Below are 17,562 nucleotides of genomic sequence, written 5' to 3' on the forward strand. Positions count from 1 at the left end.
TCACCTGGCACGACGGCCAGTTCCACCTCGTCTACAGCGACGTCGCCAGCTTCGCCAGCGGCTACTGGGACCCCCAGAACTACCTCATCACCGCACCCGACATCACCGGCCCCTGGTCCGACCCCGTGCCGCTGCACTCGCACGGCTTCGACGCGTCGCTGTTCCACGACGACGACGGCACCACCTGGCTGCTGGCGATGAGCGCCGACTGGCGGCCGGGACGCGACCGGTTCGGTGGCATCGAGATCCAGCGCTACGACCGGGCCCAGCGCCGGCTCGTCGGCAACGCCCAGATCATCTTCACCGGCACCGAGGCCGGCCTGACCGAGGGGCCGCACCTGTACCGCCACGACGGCTGGTACTGGCTGGTCACCGCCGAGGGCGGCACCAGCTGGGAACACCAGGTCACCGTCGCCCGGTCACGCAACCTGCACGGGCCGTACGAGGTCGACCCGATCGGACCGCTGCTGACCTCGGTCGGACGTCCCGATCTGACGTTGCAGAAGGCCGGGCACGGCAGCCTCGTGCAGACCCAGCACGGCGACTGGTACCTCGCCCACCTCGTGGCCCGCCCCTACACCCCGCTGGGCAACTGCGTGCTCGGCCGCGAAACCGCCATCCAGAAGGTCGACTGGACACCCGGCGGCTGGCCCAGCATCCCCGGCGGCATCCCCGCCGACGAGATCGCCGCACCCGGCCTGCCCGATCACCCGTGGCCCGCCGAACCCGCCACCGACCACTTCGACGCACCCCAGCTGTCCACCTCGTGGTCGACCCTGCGCCGCCCGGCCGGACCCGACTGGATCGACCTGCGCTCCCGACCCTCGCACCTGCGCATCCGCGGCGGGCAGTCCCCGGTCGGCAAGCAGACCCCCAGTCTGGTCGCCCGTCGCGTCGGCGCGACCCAGTGCTCGCTGGAGACCGTCGTCGAGTTCGACCCCGCCGACCACCGGCACCTCGCCGGCATCACCGCCTACTACAACACCCTGAACTGGTACTACCTCTACCTCACCCGGGCCGACGACGGGCGGGCCGTGCTGGAGCTGCTCAGCTCCGACAGCGGCCGGCGCGCGGTGTACCCGGACCTCACCGTGGACGTCAGCGCCGCCGGCCGGGTCGGCCTGCGCGCGGAGTTCGACGGGCCCGCGGTGCGGTTCTCCTACGACCTCGGCGACGGCTGGCGGCAGCTGCCCGTCGAACTGGACGCGACGATCCTGTCCGACGAGCACGCCGCTCTGATCATCGACGGCGAGCCGGCCGCGTGGGGCTTCACCGGCGCGTTCCTCGGCCTGTGGGTCCAGGACCTCGGCAACGACGGCGTGCACGCCGACTACGACCACGCCACCTACCTGGAGCGCTGATCCCGCATCGCGATCGGGAGCCGGGCCGTCGCGTTGCCCGGCCCCGGCCGCGCCATCTCCACGTGACCGGTCGGCGATGGTGTCGTATACCTGCTGATCGAAACTTTCGGAGTCGATGGGCGTGGAATCAAAGCTACATCAAGGTATTTCCGGAAGTTCTGATGGTTGACGGTCCAGATAGGCCATCGTAATGTTTCGGCGTAGTAACGGAACTTGAGCCGCAACTACCGCGACGCTCGCGCGTGGGCTCTCTCCGCCCCACTGCCCGCGCTCGCCGCTCACGGCGCCATCCGCACCAACGCAAACTCCCGTGCCTCTTTCGTCGACCCCGTCGACCGCTCACCACGGAAGGAACGCCCATGAAACTCAGACGGTGGATCGCCACCGGCGCCGTCGCCATCGCGACCGTCGGTGCACTCAACACCCTGCCGGCCTCGGCCGGGCATCCGTACAACCCCGCCGACCAGAGCCTGCGCAACCTCGGGCTGCGCCACGACCTGTACATCGGCACCGCGGTCGACATGGCAGCGCTGAACGACGCCGCCGACCCGCGCTACCGCGAGCTCGTCGCCTCGCAGTTCTCGACGGTGACCGCGGAGAACGTGATGAAGTGGGAGAGCCTGGAGCCCACCCGCGGCACCTACAACTGGGGTCCCGCCGACGAGCTCATCGCCTTCGCCAAGCAGAACAACCAGCGGGTGCGCGGGCACGTGCTGGTGTGGCAGAACCAGCTGCCCGGCTGGCTGACCACCGGCGTGAACGACGGCTCGATCAGCACCGAGCAGCTGCGCGAGATCCTGCGCAACCACATCACCAACGTGGTGACGCACTTCAAGGGCAAGATCTGGCAGTGGGACGTCGTCAACGAGGCTGTCAGCGACCCGTGGGACAACCCGCCGGCCCTGCACTACAAGGGTTTCTGGGCGCAGCACCTGGGCCCGGACTACATCGCCGACGCGTTCCGCTGGGCGCGCGCCGCCGACCCGAAGGCGCTGCTGTTCTACAACGACTACAACATCGAGGCCTTCGGCTCCGGTGACCCGGCCAACGACAAGACCCAGTTCGTGTACAACATGGCCAAGGATCTGCTGGCGCAGCGGGTGCCGATCGACGGTGTGGGCAGCCAGGGCCACCTGGGCACCCAGTACGGCAACTACGACACCCTGCAGGTCGCCGCGGCGCTGAAGAAGTTCGCCGGTCTCGGGCTGGCGACCGCGTTCACCGAGGTCGACGTGCGCAGCCAGATGACCGAGGCGGTGCAGAACGGCGACTCCAACGAGATCAACCCGCGGCTGCAGGCGTCGGCGGCGAACTACAGCGTGCTGCTGCAGGCCTGCCTCGCCGACCGGCACTGCCTGTCGTTCACGGTCTGGGGTTTCACCGACAAGTACTCGTGGGTGCCGAACTGGTTCGGCAACGAGGGCCTGGCCAACATCTACGACGAGAACTACCAGCCCAAGCGGGCGTACAACCTGATGAAGGCGGACCTGATCTACACCGGCCCGCCGTACGTGCTGCCCCGCATCCCGCAGAAGCCGCGCAGGTAGCGGCGGCGCACCACCGGTGGGGCCCGGCGGTCTGGATTCCAGGCCGTCCGGGCCCCGCTGCATTTCCCGGCGGTACGAAGGATGGAGCCGGGCGGTGCGACGCAGGCGGGCGGCCCTACACCGCCCGCCGCCGTCGTGTCCTCGCACCGCCCGGCCACACCGGGCCCCTCGGAACGGCCCGGCCCGCGGCCAGGCCGCCGGCCTGCCGCCCCGGTCGCGACCGGAGACACCTCCGGCGCAACCCCGTGCGGTCGCCACCGCCGGTCACGGCGTCTCCTCCATCGCGCCGGGACAGCGGCAAACGGCCGACACGCTGGCCACAGCATCCGCAGTATTTTCGGTGACACCGATCGTCGTCAATGACTTTCGGAAAGTATCGGAGCCGTATTCCACATCGCCCGGTGGTCATGCAGGCATCGTGGCCGTCACCGTGCAGCGCGCATCCACATTCGCCGATAGTTTTCCGGAAGTTGTTGACGCTGTGGAATCAGCCTGCCGAGAATGAGATCCGCGAACGGCTCCCCCCGTCGCGTCGGCTGGAACATCCGCACCACGACACAGCACCGGGCCGTGCGGAGCTGCGATCCACCCGGATCACAGCGCCGCACGGCTTTTCCGACCCGTTGGCCGAAACGTTTCTACGACCAGCCCGAACAGTTTCCGCACCAGTGAGGAGCATCCCTCGGCGCATCGTCCCGGACATCTCTTCCCCCCGACCTGAGAAGGACACCTGTATGTTCTCGTCAGCGAACAGCCGCCGCCTGCTGCGGCTGACCGTCGCCCTCAGCGCCCTCGCGCTGGCCCTCGGCACCGCCGGCACCGCCCAGGCCCGACCCGGAGTGAGCACCGCCATCATCGACACCGCCCGCGGCGACGGCAACGTCGTCAGCTTCACCTTCGACGACGGCCCCAACCCCGCCGACACCCCGCGGCTGCTCGACGTGCTGCGCCGCCACCGTGTCAAAGCCGTGTTCTGCCTGCAGGGCGACCAGGTCGAGCAGCACCCCGAGGTGGTGCGCAGCATCGCCGCCGCCGGGCACACACTGTGCAACCACAGCATGCACCACGACGACATGAGCGCCTGGACGCCCGCGCAGATCGCCGCGGATCTGCGCGAGACCAGCGCCGCCATCCGCCGGGCCCTGCCGCACGCCCGCATCCCGTACTTCCGCGCGCCTTTCGGGGCCTGGGGGCAGAGCCCGGCCGTGGCGGCCTCGCTGGGCATGCAGCCGCTGGGCTGGCGGCTGGCCATCGCCGACTGGGAGACCCCCGGCACCGACGAACTGGTCCGCCGCCTGGAGCAGGGCGTCACGCCAGGGGCGGTCGTGCTCATGCACGACGGCGGCGGCGACCGCAGCCAGACCGTCGACGCCGTCGAGCGCGTCATCCCGGTGCTGAAGTCCCGGCACTGGCGGTTCACGCTGCCCGAGACCGGCTGCTGACCGACTCGGCCACGCCCGGGGCGGGCGTCGCGCCGTGGGGCGCCGCCCCATTCGCGACGCGTGCTGACGGAGGCACCGCCCGTCAGACGCATCGCGCCTGACGGGCGCATCGCTCCGAATCCGATCTTGGATGCCGGTCAGGTTGCCGGGTGTCCATCGTCGATCGTCGACATCGCGATGTCGTACGCTCGACGCGGGAGGAGATGTGCCGGACTCGCGCCGAACGTCACCGCGGCTGGTGCCGTCGCCGCACGGCGGAGTGCTGTCGGTGGAGGTCTGCGGCGCGCCCGACGGCCTGCCGGTCTTCCTCATGCACGGCACGCCCGGCAGTCGCAGCGGACCACGTCCCCGCAGCATCGTGCTCTACCGGATGGGCGTGCTGCTGGTCTCCTACGACCGCCCTGGTTACGGTGGATCGACCCGGGTGCCGGGGCGTCGCGTCGGTGACGCCGCGGCCGACGTGGCCGCCATAGCCGACGCGCTGGGGCTGGACCGGTTCGCCGTCATCGGCCGCTCCGGGGGCGGCCCGCACGCGCTTGCCTGCGCGGCGCTGCTGGCCGACCGGGTGACCAGGTCCGCGGCGCTGGTCAGCATCGCCCCGCCCGATGCTCCCGGCCTGGCCTGGTTCGACGGCATGGCGCAGAACAACACCAAGGACTACGACATGGCCGACCGCGACGTCGCGCTGTTCACCGAGCGGCTGCTGGCCCGCGCGGATCAGGCCCGCCGCGACCCGCAGAGCCTGATGGACGGCCTGCGTGCGGAGCTGACTCCGGCGGATCTGCGGGTCGTCGACGACGCGGCGATGCGGCGGCAGATCACCGACACGTACGCCGAGGCGATGCGGTTCGGCGGCCACGGCTGGGTGGACGACGCGCTGGCGTTCCGCCGGGAATGGGGGTTCCGGCTGGCCGACGTGTCTGGCGAGGTGCTGCTGTGGCACGGGGCCGACGACGCTTTCTCACCGGTCGGGCATACCGAGTGGCTCGCGTCGCGGATCGCCGGTGCGCGGGTCCAGATCCAGGCGGACACGGCTCATTTCGGCTCGCTGGAGATCCTGCCGTGGGCCCTGGCATGGGTGACCGCCGGACCGTGACGGCCGGCCGTGACCGGACGGTGCCGGCCGGCCTCGGCGCGGGCGGTCAGCGGGCGTTCGGGTCGTGCTGGAAGGCGCCGGTGTGATCGCGCAGGTGCCTGAGCTGGCGGCGCAGCGCGTCGTGGACGGCCGGGTCGGCGGGGGTGTCCAGCGCCCGGGTCCACACCTCGTCGAGCCGGCGGCCCAACGTCCGGCTCTCGCCGGTGTCGCCGCGCAGCCGCAGGTAACGCAGCCGGTGCAGGAGGAGCTGCCGCACGGAGTGGTCGCTGCACTCGGCGGCTCCGGAGGCGTCCAGGTGCGGCCACAGCGCGCCGTACGCGGGCCACGAGCGGGGGTCGTCGACTTCGGCCCCCGGCCGGGTCGCGGCGAGCACCAGGTGGGCGTGGTGGCGGATCGACGCCAGGTCGGTGTCGCTCATCCGGGACCGGATCACCCGCTGCAGGACAGGGTGCATCAGCACACGTGCCCCGTCGGCGTCCTGGCTGCGCACGTCGAGCCGGAGCAGGGCGAGCCGGTTGACGGCCTGCAGCAGCTTGCCGCGCATCCACCGGTCGGTGACGGCCGGGTCGACCTCGGCGAGGGCGCCGGCGAGCGCGTCGCTGTACACGATGGGCAGCGGTATCTCGGGGGCCAGCACGGCGCAGATCTCGAGCAGGCGGTATGCCGCCGGTGTCTGCTCGCGCAGCAGGTGCAGCGAGGCGTCCCAGGTGACCTGCAGGCCGGGTCCGAGCCGGCCCGGTTCCACCAGGAGGTCGGCGGGAGGGCGGCCGGTGTCGGCCAGCCACGTGCCGGCCGCGGCGACCGCGACCGGTAGGTCCGCGAGGGAGGCCGCGAGCTGCACGGCTTCGGAGTCGCGGATGGTCGGCAGCCGGCGGCGCAGGTGCGCGATGCTCTCGACCCGGTCGAACAGGCCGACCTCCAGCAGGTCGGCGTGCTCGGCCCAGCCGGGGTTGCGTGAGGTGACCACTACGTGGCCTGCGCCGCGCGGCAGCAGGCCGACCAGCGTGTCGATGTCGTCGGCCCCGTCGATGACGATGAGCCAGTGCCGGTACATCCGGCCGCGGTCGAGGGCGGCCAGCGCCGCGCGGGCGGTGGCCGCCGGGCTGCCGCGGGCTGCGACGGCCAGGTGCTGCGCGAGGGTGGTGAGCTGGCCGGTGACGTCGGCGGTGGCGTCGATCCACCAGACGAGGTCGTAGGCGGCGGCGTAGCGGTGGGCGTACTCGGCGGCGAGCTCGGTCTTGCCGATGCCGCCCATGCCCTGCACGGCCACCCTGGTCCCGGCGGGCAGCAGGGCCGCGTCGTCGCGGTCGCGCAGGCGGGCGCGCAGTCGGCGCAGCTCGTCGTCGCGGCCGGTGAAGCGGGGGTTGCGGGGCGGCGCCCGGAACACCATGGGGGCGACGCCGGGGAAGCGCACGGGCAGGTCCGGTCCGTCCAGGACCGTCCCGGCGTGGCCGAGCAGCGTCAGCAGGCCAGTACTGGCGGCGACGACGTCGCCGCCGGTGACGCGGACGCTGTGCGAGGCGTCGAAGGCGGGCACAGCCGCGACGTCGGCGACGTACACGGCCATCGGCGGGCTGCCGTCCGGGGCGCGCTCGTCGCGGGTCAGGCGGCTCAGCGCGGCCGCGTTGGCGGCGGAGACGACGGTCAGTCGCCGGCCGTGTCCGCGGGCCGGTGGCTGACTCCCGGACGGCAGGTCGGCGACGGTCAGACCGGCTCCCCGGCAGATCGCGGCGACCCACTCCGCCCAGACTGCGTCGGCGGTGTCGTAGTGCAGGATCACCTCGGTGACCGCGGGGTCGGGGGTGCGCACGAATCGCGCCGCGGTCCGCCGCCGCAGCCCTTCGTCCATGAACGGGGTGCCGGTCACCGCACCGCGGGTGACGTGCGTGACCAGCTCCTGGTACGCGGCGAGCAGCGTGCCGGGCAGGCCGGGCGGGTCGGCGACGGCCGCGAGGATCTCCTCGAACGCGTACGCCGGCTGGTAGGGCACCTCGACGGCGGCCCAGTAGCGGCGGCGCTGGGCCTCGGTCATGTCCGCGGGCAGCCCGGCCAGGCGGCGCATGGCCACGGTCCGGCCGGCCTGGGCCTGCGCGGGCTGGGTGGTGTCGACGTGCATGGGGACCGGCAGGATCCGGATGGCCCGGTTGCGGTAGCGGGTGGTGATCTCCCGGGCGAGCACGGCTGCCCCGTTGATCGCCTGTTCGGCGAAGGTGAAGCAGTTCACCAGGGTGTCGGGCAGGTGGGCGGTGCAGATGTCGGCCAGCTCGCTCAGCCCGGTGCGGCTGTCGATCAGGACGTAGTCGTAGTGGCGTCGCATGTCCTCGCGCAGGGCGTCGAAGAACCGGCCGCCGTGGCGGCGTTCGTAGAATTCCTCCCAGTTCAGGTCGCCGAGCTGGGTGGCGTAGTCGCGGTTCTGCCGGCCCGCGGACAGCAGGTGGACGCTGCCGCCGCGGGCGAAGGTCCAGTTCAGCGGCAGGGCGTAGCGTTCGATTTGGGCGTAGTGGGCGTACCAGGACGGCTCGCGGGGCTCGTCGGCGGTGGTGGCGTGGTCGAACTCGCGGATCAGGTCGATGACTCCGCCGGTCGCGGACAGGCGGCTCACGTCGAGGAACGGGTGGAAGAAGCGGTGCAGGCCGGGTGATTCGAGGTCCCAGTCGGCCGCGAGCACGCGTTTGCCTGCCGCACCCAGTAGCCAGGCCACATTGGCCACCGCCATGGTGCGCCCGGTGCCGCCTTTGAAGGAGTAGAACGTGACGATCTCACCGCGTCGTGCCTCGGCGCCGTGGTGCAAGTACGGCCTCCCCGATGTGTCGTATCTTCGATTAAAGCATCCACGTCCATCGCTTCTGCGCTGCTCGCGCGGGCCGCTCGCCAGGAGTCGATTCACCGGTTCCGATGTTTTGTCGGCCGACCGTGGTCAGATAGGATCCGCTACGGGTGTCGGTTCACAGCTGAAATGAGTGCCATGGCCGAAACGGTGGGAACCCGAGGCACGCTCGAAAACCTCGTGGAGATGCTCGTCCGCGTGCCCGAGTTGGCCGATGTCGGCACCCGCGATCAGCTGGTCGAGCGGGTGCGCCGGCAACTGCGGCGGCCGTTGCTGGTCAAGCGCTTCAACGACATCCGTCCCGAGCTGTCCAGCCTGGTCAACGCGACCGCGGCCTGCTCCGGTGGGCTGCATGCGCTCGCCTCGATCGTGGCCGAGCAGCACGCCGGCGACATCTCCGCGATCCGGTCGGTGGTCGCCGACCTCAGCCCCGGTCTGCTGTCCGGACCGGACCGCAACCACCTGAGCGGCCTGCTGTCGAACCTGCCCGCGCATCAGGTCGCCGAGGCCGTCGACGGCCTCGGTGGCGCCGAGCAGCTGTACTCGATGCGCACCTGGCGTGACACCTCGGCCGCCATCGGCATCATGGAGGGCCTGCCGATCCCGGACGACGGCGTGCCGCAGGTGCTTGCCTTCGCCAGCCGGCTGTCCGAGCTGCTCACCGGCCCCGTGGCGGACGGCTTGCGGACCTGGGTGGACACCGTGGCAGGCGGCCTGAACGTGGACCTCGCGGCGCTGGTGCAGATGCGCGGCGGGCCGGGCCCGCTGGCCGCCACCTCGTCGGCGTTCACCCCGCCCTCACCGCGGACCCCGAACTCGCTGCGCTCGGACACCCGCATCGTCGGCGGCGGCGTGCCGATCCGCAACCGCAACTTCACCGGCCGCAGTGAGCTGCTGGACCAGCTGGCGGAGGTGCTCAGCAGGGGCGAGCAGGCGGCCGTGCTGCCGCCCACCATCCACGGCCTCGGCGGTGTCGGCAAGACCCAGCTCGTGGTCGAGTACCTGCACCGCCACCTGGACGACTACGAGCTGGTGTGGTGGATTCCCGCCGAGCACACCACCACCGTGCTGGCCGCGCTGACCCAGCTCGCCGAGACGCTGCGCCTGACGGTCACCGAGGACCGGCAGCAGACCGCCCGCACCGTGCTCGAGGCGCTGGCCGGCCTGCGCGTGCCGTGGCTGCTCGTCTACGACAACGCCGACAACCCGGATACCCTCAAGCCGCTGTTGCCGGCGACCGGCGGGCACGTCATCGTGACGACCCGCAACCCCGAGTGGGGTTCGGTCGGCCGGCCCATCGAGGTCAACGTGTTCCCTCGCGCGGAGAGCATCCAGATGCTGGAGGGCCGCGGGCTGCACATGCAGCCGGGTGAGGCGGACGTGCTGGCCGACAAGCTCGGTGACCTTCCGCTGGCGCTGGAGCAGGCCGCGCTGTGGTGCCGGTCCACGGCGATGCCGGTGAGCGAGTACATCGAGCTGCTGGACAGCCACAGCCGGCCGGACCTGCTGTCGGAGTCCAAACCGTACAACTATCCGGAGACCATGACGGCCTTCGTGACGCTGGCCAGCAAGGCGCTGCGCGAGACCGCGCCGGCCGGCGCGCAGCTGTTCGAGCTGCTGGCGTTCCTGTCCGGCGAGCCGGTCTCGCAGAGCCTGCTCAGCCGCGGCAAGTCCGCCGAGGTCACCGAGCCGCTGCGGAGCACCCTCAACGACTCCGTCGCGCTCAGCCGCGTCGTGCGCGACCTCAACAACCGCGGCCTGGCCAAGGTGTACCCGGGGCAGCACATCCAGGTGCACCGCCTGGTCCAGGACATCCTGCGCGACATCCTGCCGCCCGAGCTGGGCCGCCAGACGCTGCTCAACACCCAGCGCCTGCTCGCCGCGGCCAATCCCGGCGACCCGGACGAGCGGGCCGACCAGCACGCCAGCCAGGCCGAGCTGGGCCCGCACCTCGACCGCGCCAGGATGATCTACGCCGAGGACGAGAGCGCCCGCGAGGTGGTCCTGGACCACGCGCGCTACCTCTACCTCATCGGCGACTACGAGAACAGCCTCAAGCTGGCCACCGACGCGGAGAAGCACTGGGCAAAGCCGAGCGACGATCCAGTGCTCGGCCCGAACGGCGACTCGACGCTGCGGGCGCGCAGCCTGATGGCCAACGCGCTGCGCGTGCTGGGCAAAGCCAAGGAGGCGCAGGCACTCGCCAAGGACACCTACGACCGCATGTGCGCCAGCCTCCGCCTGGGTGAACTGCACGAGTTCACCCTCATCCACGCCAACCAGGTCGCCGCGGACCTGCGGATCGCCGGCCACTACACCGAGGCCCTGCAGTTCGACACGGCATCGCTCGAGCGCCACCGGCTGGTCTTCAGCGCGACCGACGCCTACACCCTGCGGGCGCAGGCCAACCTCGCGGTGGACCTGCGGATGATGGGCGACTTCTCGAAGGCCTTCGAGCAGGACAGCGAGATCGCCCGCCACTGGGAGGACGTCGGCGACTCCGACCCGCGCGCCCTGGCGGCCTACATCAACCAGGCACGCAACTTCTACGGCATGGGCGCCTACGAGGCCGGTCTGGCCTGGATCGAGCAGTGGCGCGGCCCGCTCAGCGCGGCCCTGGGCGCCGGCAGCAGCCAGGTGCTGCTGGCCCAGCGCACCCACGCGATCCTGCTCCGCAAGCTCGGCAAACTGTTCGAGGCGCGGGAGATCCTGCGGGTTCACTTCGACAGCACCATGGCCCGGTTCGGTGAGACCCACGAGTTCACCAACGCCGCCGCGGTCAGCTACGCCAACGTGCTGCGCCAGGTGGGTGCGATGGGCGAGGCGGCGCAGTTGATCGAGGACGCGATGGCACGCTACGGCGAGTTCTTCGGCGAGCGGAACCCGCTCACCCTGGCTGCCAAGGTCAACCAGGCCATCCTGCTGCGCGCGATGGGCGACCTGGACCAGGCACGCTTGCTCAATGAGACCTGCTACGCCGATTTCGGCGAGGTGCTCGGCCCGACCCACCCCTACACGCTGTGCGCCGGCGTGTCGTACGCGACCGACCTGGCGCTGCACGGCGACCACGACGAGGCGTGCCGGCTGTCCGAGCAGATGTACCAGGTGAGCCAGGAGCATTCTGCTGGCGGCCACGACGCCCGCAACGGCAGGGAGCACCCCTACCTGCTGATGCGCGCCATCAACCTGTCGCATGACCTGCGGGCCGTCGGCCGCACCGCCGAGGCGGACAAGTTGCGGCGCACGTCACTGCAGGCGCTGCGCACCTCACTCGGCGCCGCCCACCCCGAGGTCCAGGCGATCGAGCGCGATGAGCGCACCGAGGGCGACATCGAGCCGCCCCCGACCTGAGCCGCCGGTCAGCCGGCGACCAGCGTCTTGTTGCGGTCGATCCACTGGCGGTGCGAGGCGCTGAGCGCCTGTTCGGCCGCCTGGACCACCTGCGGGTCCAGTGGTTCGGCCAGCAGCTCGTCGGTGCGTGCGCGCAGGCCGGCGACGAGCCGCTCGCCCGCACCGGTCAGCGCGCCGGACGCCTCCACCGCGCCGAGCCCGCGCTCCACCTGCAGGCGCGCCTGCGCGAACCGGTCGCTCGCCAGCGCTTCGAGGCCGTCCTCATCGCGCAGTGCCCGCCAGGCGTCGGCGACCCCGACGAAGGCGTAGACGCCCTGCAGCAGGCCCGCGAGCGGGCGCGGGTCGGTGCGCCACGGCGCGAAGAACCGGCGGGTGTCGGCCGGGTCGCTCATCGGCGCGAGGTCGAGCATGCCGCTCAGCTTCGAGTGCTGGAACTCGTGCACCATGGTGACCACGAGGTCGGCCGCCGACCCGGGGCGGGTCAGCCCGAACGCGCCGAACGCGTACTTGATCGTGGCGCTGCGCGCCGAGTGCGGGTCGGTCTGGGCCAGCGGCACCAGGGTCTGCAGACCGGTGGCCAGCTCCCCGGCCCGGCCCGGCATACGGCGTTCGAGCATGCCCCACGCCTGCGCGAACACGGCCTGCCAGTGGGCGACCTCGGTGTCGTCGAGCCGGTTCGCCGGCGGCGCGTGGTGCCCGTGGCGGTACGGGTCGACGTCGTCGAGGGCGACACCGGGCCCGCCGGGTGCCCGCAGCCGGTGGACCGGCAGCCATCCGGGCACGGTCGCCTCGCCGGGATCACGGGACAGCGGCACGCTGCGCCCGCCCGCGACCACGGTGAGGCGCCCGCCGTCGGCGATCAGCCGCGCCGACGCCGCGTCGCCGACCACCAGCGCGCCGAGGCCCGGCACGGACACCACCCCGTCGCGCACGGGCACGGCCAGGTCGGCGGGCTCGCCCGCGGCCGCGGCGGCGACCGCGGCGATGCCGCACAGCTGCCCGAAGTCGGAGGCGGCCGCGACGCCGCGTTCGACGGCGCGGACCACGATGCCGGTCCACGAGCCGACCAGCGGCGCGCCCAGGACGTCGGCGTACCGGTCCGGTGCGGCCCGGCGGACCCGGTCCAGGGTGTCGGCGACCGCGTCTCGCTCGGCGGGACCGCCGGGCCAGTGCCGCAGCAGGTGCCCGACGAGCAGCAGGTGACGGCTCAGCTGCGCGGCCCGAAGCGCGGCGACGGCCGGCGGCCCGCCGTCACCGCGGGCGAGCCCGGCGAACTGGTCGGGGTCGAACTCGTGGAATGTCGTCATCGCTTCTCCGGTACCGCGGCACGGTGCAGGTCCGCGGTCACGCGCGCGGACATGTGGTCGATCAGCCGGCGCATGTCCTCGCAGTACACCGACGGGTTGCGAAAGCCCGCGCCGGGGCGGTAGCGGTGGGCGTAGTGGCCGCCGCCGCAGACCCGGCGCACGGGGCAGGACCCGCAGGTCTCCGACAGCGCGTCGGCGCCGAGCTGGCGGGCGGTCACGCCGGGGTCGTCGAACACCGTGTCGAGTTCGTCGCGGCGCACGTCCAGGCCGGTGGCCGCGGCGCCGGGATAGGCGGACTTGAGCGCGTCGACCTGCTCCAGCGCGCCGTCGGACTCCACGACCAGCATGCCCGCAGGGCTGAGGCCGACCTGTTCGGAGCCGCTCGCGCCGCCCAGCAGCAGGGCCAGGATGTCGTCGAACAGCCGGACCCGGACCGGCTCGCTGCGGCCGTACCAGCGGTCGAACACCGCGATCAGCCAATCGGCGTACGGGGTCGCGCCCGGTCGGGCGTGGGTCGGCGGCTCGCCCCAGTTGGCGTGCGGCAGCAGGAAGTCGATCACCGGCGGTTCGAACGCGGACAGCGCCTCGAAGGTGCGCACCGGGTCGGTGTCCGGCGCCACGGTCGTCAGGATCCCGGCGTAGGCGGGCCGGTGGGCGGGCTCGCGCAGCAGATCCAGCGCACGGGCGACGGCAGCGAAGCTGCCCCGCCCGGCATGCGTGCGGCGGTGCCGGTCGTGGTCGTCGGCCGCGCCGTCCACGCTGACCCCGACGGTGACCCCGAGTGCGGCCAGCCGGGCGACGGCAGGTCGGGTCAGCAGCACGCCGTTGGTCTGCATGTTGACTTGGGCTTCGGTGGCCTGAGGCAGCCGGGCGTGCAGGTAGCCGACCAGGGCTTCGATGCGGTCGAGCCGGAACAGCAGCGGCTCGCCGCCGTGCAGGACCACCCGGACCCGGCGCAGGCCGTGGGTGGCCGCGTGCCGGGCCAGGTTGCCGACCGCAGCCTGCCAGATCCCGTCGGCCATGACAGCCGGGCGATCGCGCCAGGTCTGATCGCTCGACTCGTAGACGTAGCAGTAGTCGCAGGCGAGATTGCACCGCTGGTGGACCTTGAGCACCAGTTCGCGGATCGGGGTGGGCCGCCAGCCGGCGGCGCGCAGCCGCTGCGGGTCGAGCTCGGCGTACGGCCACGGCGCGGCCGCCCGCTGCGCCTGCCGCAATGTCGCCACAGCGCCGCCGGCCGGCGGTGTGGTCATGAGACGGCGGACTGGAACGCCGAGATGATCCCGTCCGGGTCGTCCAGCGCCCGGATCACCCGGCGGGCCGCCCTGGCCAGGGCGTCGTCCCCGCCCTGGATCACCTCGAGCAGTGGACGGTCGGTCAGGTCCACCAGCGGCGACCACGAGCCGGCTGACTGCTCCGGCGTTGTTGCAACGTCCACCATTGCTCCCCATCGGGTATACGGCGCGGTACGGCGTGCCATGCCGTCCGGTCGAGTCGGCTGCCGGGCACCGTGCCCGGGCGACTCAAGATAGATCGCTCGGGCGGGCCGGTTCCACGCCACGAGCAGGGTTTGGCAAAACTTGGCGATCAACATGGTTGCGGCACGGGCCGGATCGGGGTCAAATCGGTGCCAGCAGGTCAGACAGGTCAGATCGGTATCGGGTCCAGGTCGCACTCGACCCGCGAGCCGCGCGCCCACCGGGCGACGAACTCGTGCTCGCCCAGCAGGTCCTGCCAGCCCGCCAGCGTGCGTTCGCGCAGCTCGTCGTCGGGCGCGCCGACGGCCACCAGGTCCAGCGCCAGGTTCGTGCCGGCCGCGAGGCTCGTCGGGTGGCCGGGCCCCAGCGCGTCGACGGCCGTCGCGTACACGGCCCGGGAGGCCTCGACCGCGCCGGTCCGGTCACCGGTCAGGGCCAGGTCGGTGGCATGGTTGACCGCCGCGGAGATCGCGTAGGGATGGCTCGCGCCCAGCATCCCGTCGAGTTGTTCGGCGGCCTGCCGGCCGGTGTCGCGGGCGGCCTGCCAGCGGCCGCGGGCCCGCTGCACCGCGGCGAGGTTGACCTGCGCGACCATGGTCAGCGGGTGCCGGTCGGTGAGCCTGGTCCGGTAGCCCTCGGCGGCTTGTGTGATGAGCTGCTCGGCGAGAACGGTGCCGCCGGCGTCGCGAAGTGCGTTGGCGTAGCTGACCTTCACCCCGGCGAGCAGTTGTGCATCGGCCCGGTCGAGGATCTCGGTGCAGCGTTTGTGCAGCTCTCGGAGTTCGGCGAGGGCCTGCGGGCGGCCGAGGCGGCGCCTGGCCACGGCGGCGGTGCGGCAGGCGGCCAGCACGCCGGGGTCGGCGTCGCCGAGCAGCCCGCGGGCGACCGGCACGTGGTCGTCCAGCAGGGTCAGCGCCTGGTCGTAGCGGCCGAGCCCGATGTGATCTTCGGCCAGGGCGAACGCGGCCCAGGCCGCCTCCAGGGCGTTGTCGGCCGCGAGCAGCCGCTCGTAGTCCGGCAGGTCCAGCGTGACGGCCTCGGCGTACGCGCCGACGTGGCGCAGGCCCGTGGCGAGCTGCCGCCGGCACGCCACGGTGCGGGCGTGGTATGCGCCGAGCACGGCCACGCAACGGCTGTGGTTGTCCCGTCCGGTGGTCACGGCCTGGGCGTATTCGCCGGCCACGAGCAGGTCGGCGGCCGTGCCCGCGACGGCGGCGAAGGTCAGCTCGTGATCGGGTCCGTGCGCCGGGCTGGTCTGCAGGTGCCGCAGGACGGTGCGGGAGAGGTCGCGGGCCGGGGTGTACTCGCCCAGGCCTCGTAGCGTGTCGGCCAGCTCGACCTGCACCCGCAGCACCAGGTCGTGGTCGGAGGCGAGGAATCCGGGCTGCCGCCACGCCGTCACGGCCTGGCGGGCCAGGCCTGCGGCTCCGGTCAGGTCGCCGTCCAGGACGCGGAACCGGATCTGGTCGGCGACCAGCCGCTGCGCGTCCGGGTTGCGGGACTCTACGAGCTGCGCCGGTTGCACGTGTACGCCGATCTCGCGGTAGGCGCCGGCCGGGGCGATCCCCGGCGGGTCCAGCGCGGCCCGGGCGAGGATCTCGTGCACGTGGTGGCGGGCCCGCGTGTCGGCGTCGCCCGACAGGATCCGGCGTAAGGCCTGCCGGGCCAGCTGTGTCATCTCGGCCTGGTCCTCGCCGACCCGGATGAAGCCGTAGTTGGCCAGCTCGCGCAGGGCCCTGCGCAGCTCGAACGGGTTGCGCAGAGTCTGGCCCAGCGGCGCCGGCATGGTGGCCCCCGCGCCCTGCAGCAGAGCGATCGGCACGGGCGCGGGTCCGAACCAGCCGAACAGGTCGCACACCTCGCGGTGCTCGGCGCTGAGCCCGAGCCGCACGCCCGCCAGCGCGGTGACCATCCCATCGGACGGGGCGTACTGAACGTGCGGCGCGGCCGGGTCGCACTGCCGCGCGCCGAGGTCCAGGTCGAGGGGCAGCCGGCCGACCCGGTCGATGACGTCGATCCGCTGCGCTTCGGTGATGTCGGGCAGGCGCCGGCCGAGGAACTCGTGTGCCTCGTCGGGCGCGAAGTCCAGCACCTCGACCTCGATCATCGTGGTGTCGTAGGCCAGTTCCCGGTCGGTGGTGGTCAGGATGACGTGCCCGCCGCCGGTCGGGATGAGCCCGCGGATCGCCCGGCCCTCCACCCCGTCGAAGATCAGCAGGTTCGGGACGTCGGGAGAGCCCAGGTAGCGGCGCAGTTCGGCCAGCGAACGGTCGCCCGGCGATCCGTTGCCCAGCCCCAGCCGCCCCGCGAGCTCGGCCAGGCCCGCCTGCGCCTTCTCGAGGTCGTTGCAGCGGATCCACCACACGATCGGGTAGGCGGCTCCGTAGCGGTGCGCGTACTCGGCGGCTAGCTGGGTCTTGCCGGCCCCGTTGACGCCGTGCAGCACCACGGTGGTGTGCGCGCGCTGCTCGAACGCCTTGCGGATGCGGCCCAGCGCGGGGCGCCGCCCGGTGAACAAGGAGTTGCGGTCCGGCAGGCTCAGCACCGGCCAGGTGACCTCCGCATCCGGTCGGGGCGGCGACGGTGCGCCGCGCCCGGCGCGTGAAATCGGCACCGTGGTCGTCTCCCCCGCGCGAGTTGGGCGATGGCCTTCCCGCGCGCGATTCCACAGGGCCAGGAACTCGGTGGTCAGCCCGGCCTCGTCCCGTGGGTCGCGCGTGCGTCTGTTGAGATCGACGATAATCGAGTGATACTTCATCCACGAGAGCAAGTACGTGCCGCGCAACGCGTGCCGGTAGGTCTCGTGTGACACGACCTCCAGCGACCGGTCGTCGTAGATGCTGCCGCTGACGACCCGTGCGGAGGGGCAGCCGGCGAGCCGGTAGAGGTCATGCAGCGCGTCGACCAGGTCACGGAACGATCCCAGCGGCACCGCGTCCAAACTGGGTCTGCTGATCTGCACGTGGCGGCTCCGCGCGGATGACGGCCAGCCGAGGGTTGACGGTGGCGGAACTGACGGTAGGCGGAACACGGAGACGCCGGGCGGGCCCCCGGCGAGCATATCGACGCACGACCGGCTCGCGCCATCGACACGCACCGTCCCCGACCGCGCCCCGCGGCCGGGTGACCGCGCGCCGCACGGGCGTCGTGTTG

General features: G+C 72.3%; 10 protein-coding genes. 5 read left to right on the plus strand and 5 right to left on the minus strand.

The window, feature by feature from the left end; translation table 11 throughout:
• From FLL47_RS34620 to FLL47_RS34635, 4 genes are all read left to right on the plus strand, one after another.
• Nucleotides 1–1,361: glycoside hydrolase family 43 protein (locus FLL47_RS34620; protein WP_144126878.1), on the plus strand; the 1,361-nt coding region annotated here is incomplete at its 5' end.
• A gap of 359 nt (nucleotides 1,362–1,720) precedes the next feature.
• Nucleotides 1,721–2,908: an endo-1,4-beta-xylanase gene (locus FLL47_RS34625; protein WP_144126879.1), complete on the plus strand. Its 1,188-nt coding sequence runs from the start codon at nucleotides 1,721–1,723 to the stop codon at nucleotides 2,906–2,908.
• Nucleotides 2,909–3,642: 734 nt separating this feature from the next.
• Nucleotides 3,643–4,350 carry a polysaccharide deacetylase family protein gene (locus tag FLL47_RS34630; protein ID WP_144126880.1) on the plus strand — a complete coding sequence of 236 codons (708 nt, stop codon included), beginning with the start codon at nucleotides 3,643–3,645 and terminating at the stop codon, nucleotides 4,348–4,350.
• Nucleotides 4,351–4,555: 205 nt separating this feature from the next.
• Nucleotides 4,556–5,446, plus strand: a complete 891-nt coding sequence (locus tag FLL47_RS34635) for an alpha/beta fold hydrolase (protein ID WP_246159053.1) — start codon at nucleotides 4,556–4,558, stop codon at nucleotides 5,444–5,446.
• Between the two features lie 46 nt (nucleotides 5,447–5,492).
• Here FLL47_RS34635 and fxsT (FLL47_RS34640) read toward each other — a convergent pair whose 3' ends face one another.
• Entirely contained in the window at nucleotides 5,493–8,237 is a 2,745-nt protein-coding gene (fxsT, locus tag FLL47_RS34640) for an FxSxx-COOH system tetratricopeptide repeat protein (protein ID WP_144126882.1), read from the minus strand.
• Between the two features lie 174 nt (nucleotides 8,238–8,411).
• On the opposite strand from fxsT (FLL47_RS34640), the gene fxsT (FLL47_RS34645) reads away from it, so the two are divergent.
• Complete coding sequence (gene fxsT / locus FLL47_RS34645) at nucleotides 8,412–11,624, plus strand: FxSxx-COOH system tetratricopeptide repeat protein (RefSeq protein ID WP_144126883.1); 3,213 nt, start codon at nucleotides 8,412–8,414, stop codon at nucleotides 11,622–11,624.
• Nucleotides 11,625–11,632: 8 nt separating this feature from the next.
• Here fxsT (FLL47_RS34645) and FLL47_RS34650 read toward each other — a convergent pair whose 3' ends face one another.
• From FLL47_RS34650 to fxsT (FLL47_RS34665), 4 genes are all read right to left on the minus strand, one after another.
• The gene (locus FLL47_RS34650; RefSeq protein WP_144126884.1) at nucleotides 11,633–12,931 is read right to left on the minus strand and encodes an HEXXH motif domain-containing protein; all 1,299 of its coding nucleotides are present in this window, start codon (nucleotides 12,929–12,931) and stop codon (nucleotides 11,633–11,635) included.
• A complete protein-coding gene (locus FLL47_RS34655) occupies nucleotides 12,928–14,184 on the minus strand; it encodes an FxsB family cyclophane-forming radical SAM/SPASM peptide maturase (RefSeq protein ID WP_144126885.1) in 1,257 nt (418 codons plus the stop codon). The genes FLL47_RS34650 and FLL47_RS34655 overlap by 4 nt, the downstream gene beginning before the upstream one ends.
• A complete protein-coding gene (locus tag FLL47_RS34660; protein WP_144126886.1) occupies nucleotides 14,181–14,369 on the minus strand; it encodes a hypothetical protein in 189 nt (62 codons plus the stop codon). Before FLL47_RS34660 ends, FLL47_RS34655 begins: the two co-directional genes overlap by 4 nt.
• A gap of 209 nt (nucleotides 14,370–14,578) precedes the next feature.
• Nucleotides 14,579–17,371 (minus strand): FxSxx-COOH system tetratricopeptide repeat protein, encoded by a 2,793-nt coding sequence (fxsT, locus tag FLL47_RS34665; RefSeq protein WP_144126887.1) that lies wholly within the window; start codon nucleotides 17,369–17,371, stop codon nucleotides 14,579–14,581.
• Nucleotides 17,372–17,562: the final 191 nt, after the last annotated feature.

Origin of the sequence: Catellatospora sichuanensis (assembly GCF_007483665.1) — a bacterium.
Classification (GTDB): Bacteria; Actinomycetota; Actinomycetes; order Mycobacteriales; family Micromonosporaceae; genus Catellatospora; species Catellatospora sichuanensis.